This window comes from Streptomyces sp. NPDC058691 (assembly GCF_042714775.1).
Taxonomy (GTDB): Bacteria; Actinomycetota; Actinomycetes; order Streptomycetales; family Streptomycetaceae; genus Actinacidiphila.
In genome coordinates this window covers 1-5176 of record NZ_JBHXSO010000131.1, presented here as the reverse complement: position 1 = coordinate 5176, position 5176 = coordinate 1, and the positions used below count along the sequence as shown (strand labels likewise).

At 73.5% G+C, this 5176-nt stretch carries 4 protein-coding genes; 3 read left to right on the top strand and 1 reads right to left on the bottom strand.

What is annotated here, in order from left to right:
* The first annotated feature begins 126 nt into the window (after positions 1–126).
* The 3 genes from ACFWVC_RS38465 (at position 127) to ACFWVC_RS38455 (ending at position 4750) form a co-directional block, all read left to right on the top strand.
* The gene (locus ACFWVC_RS38465; RefSeq protein ID WP_384299441.1) at positions 127–1965 is read left to right on the top strand and encodes a S8 family serine peptidase; all 1839 of its coding nucleotides are present in this window, start codon (positions 127–129) and stop codon (positions 1963–1965) included.
* Between the two features lie 149 nt (positions 1966–2114).
* On the top strand, positions 2115–3401 hold the full coding sequence (locus tag ACFWVC_RS38460; RefSeq protein WP_384299433.1) for an aromatic acid exporter family protein: 1287 nt from the start codon (positions 2115–2117) through the stop codon (positions 3399–3401).
* A gap of 65 nt (positions 3402–3466) precedes the next feature.
* Complete coding sequence (locus ACFWVC_RS38455; RefSeq protein WP_384299425.1) at positions 3467–4750, top strand: PP2C family protein-serine/threonine phosphatase; 1284 nt, start codon at positions 3467–3469, stop codon at positions 4748–4750.
* Positions 4751–4843: 93 nt separating this feature from the next.
* Here ACFWVC_RS38455 and ACFWVC_RS38450 read toward each other — a convergent pair.
* On the bottom strand, positions 4844–5176 hold a 333-nt coding region (locus tag ACFWVC_RS38450; RefSeq protein ID WP_384299418.1), incomplete at its 5' end, for a DNA-directed RNA polymerase subunit alpha C-terminal domain-containing protein.

Below are 5176 nucleotides of genomic sequence, written 5' to 3'. Positions count from 1 at the left end.
GGCGGGAACACCTCGGTGTTCCCGCCCGGCCGGGGCCGTCACCACGGCCGGGCGGGTCCGGCACCGGACCGCGCGGCCGGTTGTTGAGGGTGGAAATGCAGGAGCTACCAGGGTGAAGGCGGAGTGATGAGCGAGCAGCACGGCAACGGCGCCGCGGCGAAGGGGACCGGCGGCTCAAGGAACGGTGGCCGCAAGTCGGGCCCCGCGGCCGAGACCGGTGGCCCGCGGGAGTCGCAGACCAGCGCGCAGGCGAACACCCGGCAGGAGCACGACCAGGACCAGAACCGGGGGGCCGAGCAGTCGTTCCGGCAGACCCCCAGGCGCGACGGCACCCGGCAGACCCGCAGCGGCTGGGGGCGCTACCTCGTCGCGCCGAAGCCCGTCTCCTGGCTGCCCGGCGGCGTGCCGCCGATCGAGGCGTCCGCGCTGTTCGAGCTGCTGGAGGAGGACCCGGACGTCGAGCCGCTGCGCCAGGTGCGGCCGTCCCGGGCCCGCGGGCTCGGGGCCATCGCCGGACCCCTCCCCATGTGTCCCGCGGTCGCGGTCGTCGCCATGCCCCACGAACGGGCCCAGGCGCTGGCCGCCAACCCGCAGATCGTGGTGGAGTCCGACCAGCCGCTGTCCTACCCGTCCGCCCCCGCCCCCGCGGCTCTCGCGGCGCCAGCCGCCGACCCCGCGATCGGCGTCACCCTGGGCGAGCCCCACCAGCTGACCGTGCGCGTCAGCGGCAGTGACGGCCAGTCCGTCGGAGGCGCCGAGGTATGGGCCACGGGCACGAGCATGACCTCGTACGCGGTCACCGGGGCCGACGGCCGCGCGCGGCTGACGCTGCCCGCCGACACCCCCGCCACTTTGCGCTCGCTGTACGTCCGCCCGGTCGGTGGCTACTGGCCGACGCGCACCGGACGCCCGCAGCTGCTGGAGGACGCCGCGCAGTCCACGGAACTGGCGGTCGAGGTCCTGGCGTTGGCCGACACCTTCGAGGGCTTCCCCGACCAGCCGCTGGTCGGCTGGGGCACGCAGGCGATGCGCCTGCACCAGATCCCGCCGACCTACCGCGGGCACGGCATCCGCATCGCCCTGCTGGACTCCGGCGTCGACGCCCACCACCCCGATCTGAAGGACACCGTCTGGCACGGTGCCGACTTCACCCCGGGTGCGGAGGACGGCGGGTGGCAGTCGGACGCGACCGGGCACGGCACCCGTTGCGCCGGCATCATCGCCGCCGCCGACAACCGCTCCGGCGTGACGGGCATCGCGGCCGACGCCGAGCTCCACGCCCTCAAGCTGTTCCCGGGCGGCCGGGTCAGCGACCTGCTCGACGCGATCGACCGCTGCGTCACCCACGACATCGACCTGGCCCAGATCAACCTGTCGTTCGGCCAGCCCTCGCAGCTCGTGGCGTGGAAGCTGCTGGACGCCCACGCGGCCGGAATCGCAGTGATCGCGCCCGCCGGCGACACCAACGCGGCGGTCACGCCACTCGCGGCCCTGCCCACCGTGCTCGCCGTCGGTGCGCTGGCGCACACCGGCACCTACCCGCCCGGCAGCCCGGTGGCCGCGGTCCAGCCGCCGTGGCCGGGCCCGTTCCCCGCGCCCTTCACGCCGATCGGTCCCGGGGTGGACCTGATCGCCCCCGGAGCGGCGATCGTCACCACGGTTCCGGGCAACGGTTACTCCGTCGCCGACGGCACCGCGCTGGCCGCCGCCCACCTCACCGGTCTCGCGGCGCTGCTGCTCGCCCACCACGACCAGCTGCGCACCACCCCGCACCCCCGGACCGCCGAGCGCGCCGACCACCTCATGGCGCTGCTCCGCACGGCCAGCCGGCCCGTGCCGGGCACGGACCACCTGCGGCAGGGCGCCGGGCTGCCCGACGCTCCGATCGCCCTCGGTCTGCCGACGGTTCCCCCGGTGTACGACGGGCAGGAGTACATGCCGTCCGGACCCGCCTCGCAGAACTGACGTCAGCAGATCCCGTCCGGCCGCGCCGGGGCGGGGGCCACGTGCCCTCCGCCCCGGCGCTGTCCGTTCCCGCACCGCGGCTACGGAATACCCCCTCGGCATGTGCCCAGGTCAGGTGTACGAGCGGCCGGTGCGGGCAAGGACAGGGGATGCCTGCTCGTGAAGCTGTCGCCGCGCTGCTCAAGCGCGGCAGGGACCCCGTCGTCACGCTGACGCTGCGCGCCACCGTGGCGGCGACCATCTCCTACGCCATCGCCCTCCGGGTCAGCACGGAAGCGGCGCCGCTCACCGCTCCCCTCACCGCGCTGCTGGTCGTCCAGGTCACCCTCTACTCCACGATCACCACGGGCATCCGGCGGGTGAACTCCGTTGTGGTGGGCGTGCTGTTGGCGGTCGGATTCAGCGCGCTGGTGGGCCTGACCTGGTGGAGCCTCGGCCTCATCGTGCTCGCGGCGCTGGTGGTCGGCCAGTTCGTGCGGGTCGACGAGTTCGTCAACGAGGTGGCGATCAGCGCCATGCTGGTCCTCGGGGTGACCCAGCTGGCGCACCAGGCATGGGACCGGGTGCTGGAGACGCTGATCGGAGCGGGCGTGGGCCTGCTGCTCAACTTCCTCTTCGCGCCGCCCGTGTGGGTCGGCACCGCGGGCGAGTCCATCGAGGACCTCGCCCGCCGCATGCGGCATCTGCTGCTGCGCGTCTCGGAGGAACTGGACGCGCCCACCGCTGTCGAACAGGCCGAGGCCCGGCTGCGCGAGGCACGCCGGCTGGACCAGGACGTCGCCGAGGTCGATGTCGCGCTGCGCCGGGCCGAGGACAGCCTGCGCCTCAACCCGCGGGTCAAAGAGGGGCTGCTGTCGCGCGTGGTGCTGCGGACCGGCCTGGACACCCTGGAGATCTGCGTCGTGGTGCTGCGCGTCCTGACGCGTTCGCTGACGGACCTGGCCAGACGGCGGGGCGAGGACGAGCCGCTGTTCGCCCGCGACGTGGCGGTCGGCATGGAGCAGCTCTTCGCGCACCTCGGCGGCGCCCTGGTGAGCTTCGCCGTCCTGGTGACCACGCAGGTGAGCCGCAACGCCGAGGAGGCCGAGGAGCGGCTGGCGGCCGAACTCAGCGCCGCCCGCGCGAGCCGTGACAACGTCGCGCAGCTGCTGCTGGACCGGGTGCGCGAGCATCCGCACGCCTGGCAGTTGCACGGCGCCATCCTGGCGGAGGTCGACCGCATCCTCGACGAACTGACCCCCGAACACCGCTCGCAGCGCCTGATGGAGGAGCTGGACCGGGCCGCGCACGCCCGCCGGGAACGGTTCGCCGCGCTCACGCGCATCCGCGACGCCGTGAAGGGCGGGCAGGACGGGCAGGGCTCGCGTAGGCCCGCTCCGCACGGCGCGGCCCCACTGCTGCGCCGGCTGCAGCGGGGGGTGTGGCCCCGCGAATGAGGCGGGACGTCTGCGCTCGGGCCGTGCGACAGGTGACGGCGAGGCGCACCTTATAAATTGGATGAGTGGGCCTGTCAGGCACGGACGACGGCCGGAGAACCGCGGCGACCCCGGAGATCGACTACGCGGCTCTGTTCGCGGCGACCCCGAGCCCCTATCTGGTACTGGACCCCGGTCTCATGATCGTGGGCGTCAATCAGGCCTACCTGGAGGCGACCGAGCGGACCCGCGAGGACCTGCTGGGCCGGCACATCTTCGACGCGTTCCCCGACAATCCCGCCGATCCCCAGGCGGACGGGGTGCGCAACCTCAGCGCCTCGCTGAACCGGGTCCTCGCCTTCCGCACGTCCGACACCATGGCCCCGCAGAGGTACGACATCCCGGTGGTGTCGCGGCCCGGCGCCTTCGAGGAGCGCTGGTGGAGCCCGATCAACACCCCGGTCCTCGCGCCGGACGGCAGCGTGGCCTGGATCATCCACCGGGTGGAGGACGTGACCGCCTTCGTACAGGCCCGCCGAGACCGGCACGCCCCGAGGGGCACGAACCCGAGCGCGCGGGAGCAGGCGATGGAGGCCGAGCTGTACGCGCGCGCCCGCGAGCTTCAGCGCCTCAACGACGAACTGCGAGGAGCGCACGCGCGGGAACGCCAGGTCGCGATGACCCTGCAGGAGGCCATGCTCCATTCACCGGACCTCGCCCAGCACAGCGACGTCGCGGTGCGCTATCTGCCGGCCACGGGCTCGCTGAACGTGTGCGGGGACTGGTACGACGTGGTCGACCTGCCGGGAGACCGCTTCGCGGTCGCCGTGGGCGACGTCGTCGGCCACGGCCTGGAGGCGGCGAGCGTCATGGGCATGCTGCGCAGCGCCCTCAGCGCGGCGATGCGCACCGACCACGGACCGGCCCAGGCGCTGGAGATCCTCGGGCAGTACGCGCGCTGTGTCGAGGGCGCCCTCGCCACCTCCGCCGTGAGCGTGCTGATCACGCGGGAGTGCCGGGAGATCACGTACAGCAGCGCCGGTCATCCCCCACCGGTCCTGCTGCGGGCCGACGGGAGCGTCGTGCTGCTGGACCAGGCCACCGACCCGCCCCTCGGGGCGCGGCCGGCCCATGTGGCGCGGCCGCAGGCGAGTGTGGGTTACGCGCCGGGTGACGCGCTGGTGCTCTACACCGACGGGCTCATCGAGCGCCGCGGCGAGGACATCTACACCGGTCTGGCGCGCCTCACAGACCTTCTCACCGAGGAAGCCCACCTTGCCGCGGAGCCCCTCGCCGACACCGTCCTCGACCGCCTCGGCCTCAGCCACGGCGGCGCCGACGACATCGCCCTGATCACCGTCCGCCTGTGACGCCTGTGACGGCCGGGGCGCAGCCGGGTGCCCGGGTGCCCCGGGGGGACAGGCGGTCTGCCGTCCTGACTCCCCCGGGGCCCAGCACTACGTTCAGTACTGTTCGGTCTCCACGAAACCCGCGTCCCCGCCGTCATCCGCGCCGAAGGCAGCCGCGGTCGGGTCGAATCCGGGCGGGCTGTCCTTGAGGGCCAGGCCCAGGCCGGCCAGCTTCGCCTTGACCTCGTCGATCGACTTCGCACCGAAGTTGCGGATGTCGAGCAGGTCGGCCTCGGAACGCGCCAGGAGCTCACCCACCGAGTGAACTCCCTCACGCTTGAGGCAGTTGTACGAACGGACGGTGAGCTCGAGCTCCTCGATCGGGAGCGCGAGGTCGGCCGCCAGGGCGGCGTCCGTCGGGGACGGGCCCATGTCGATGCCCTCGGC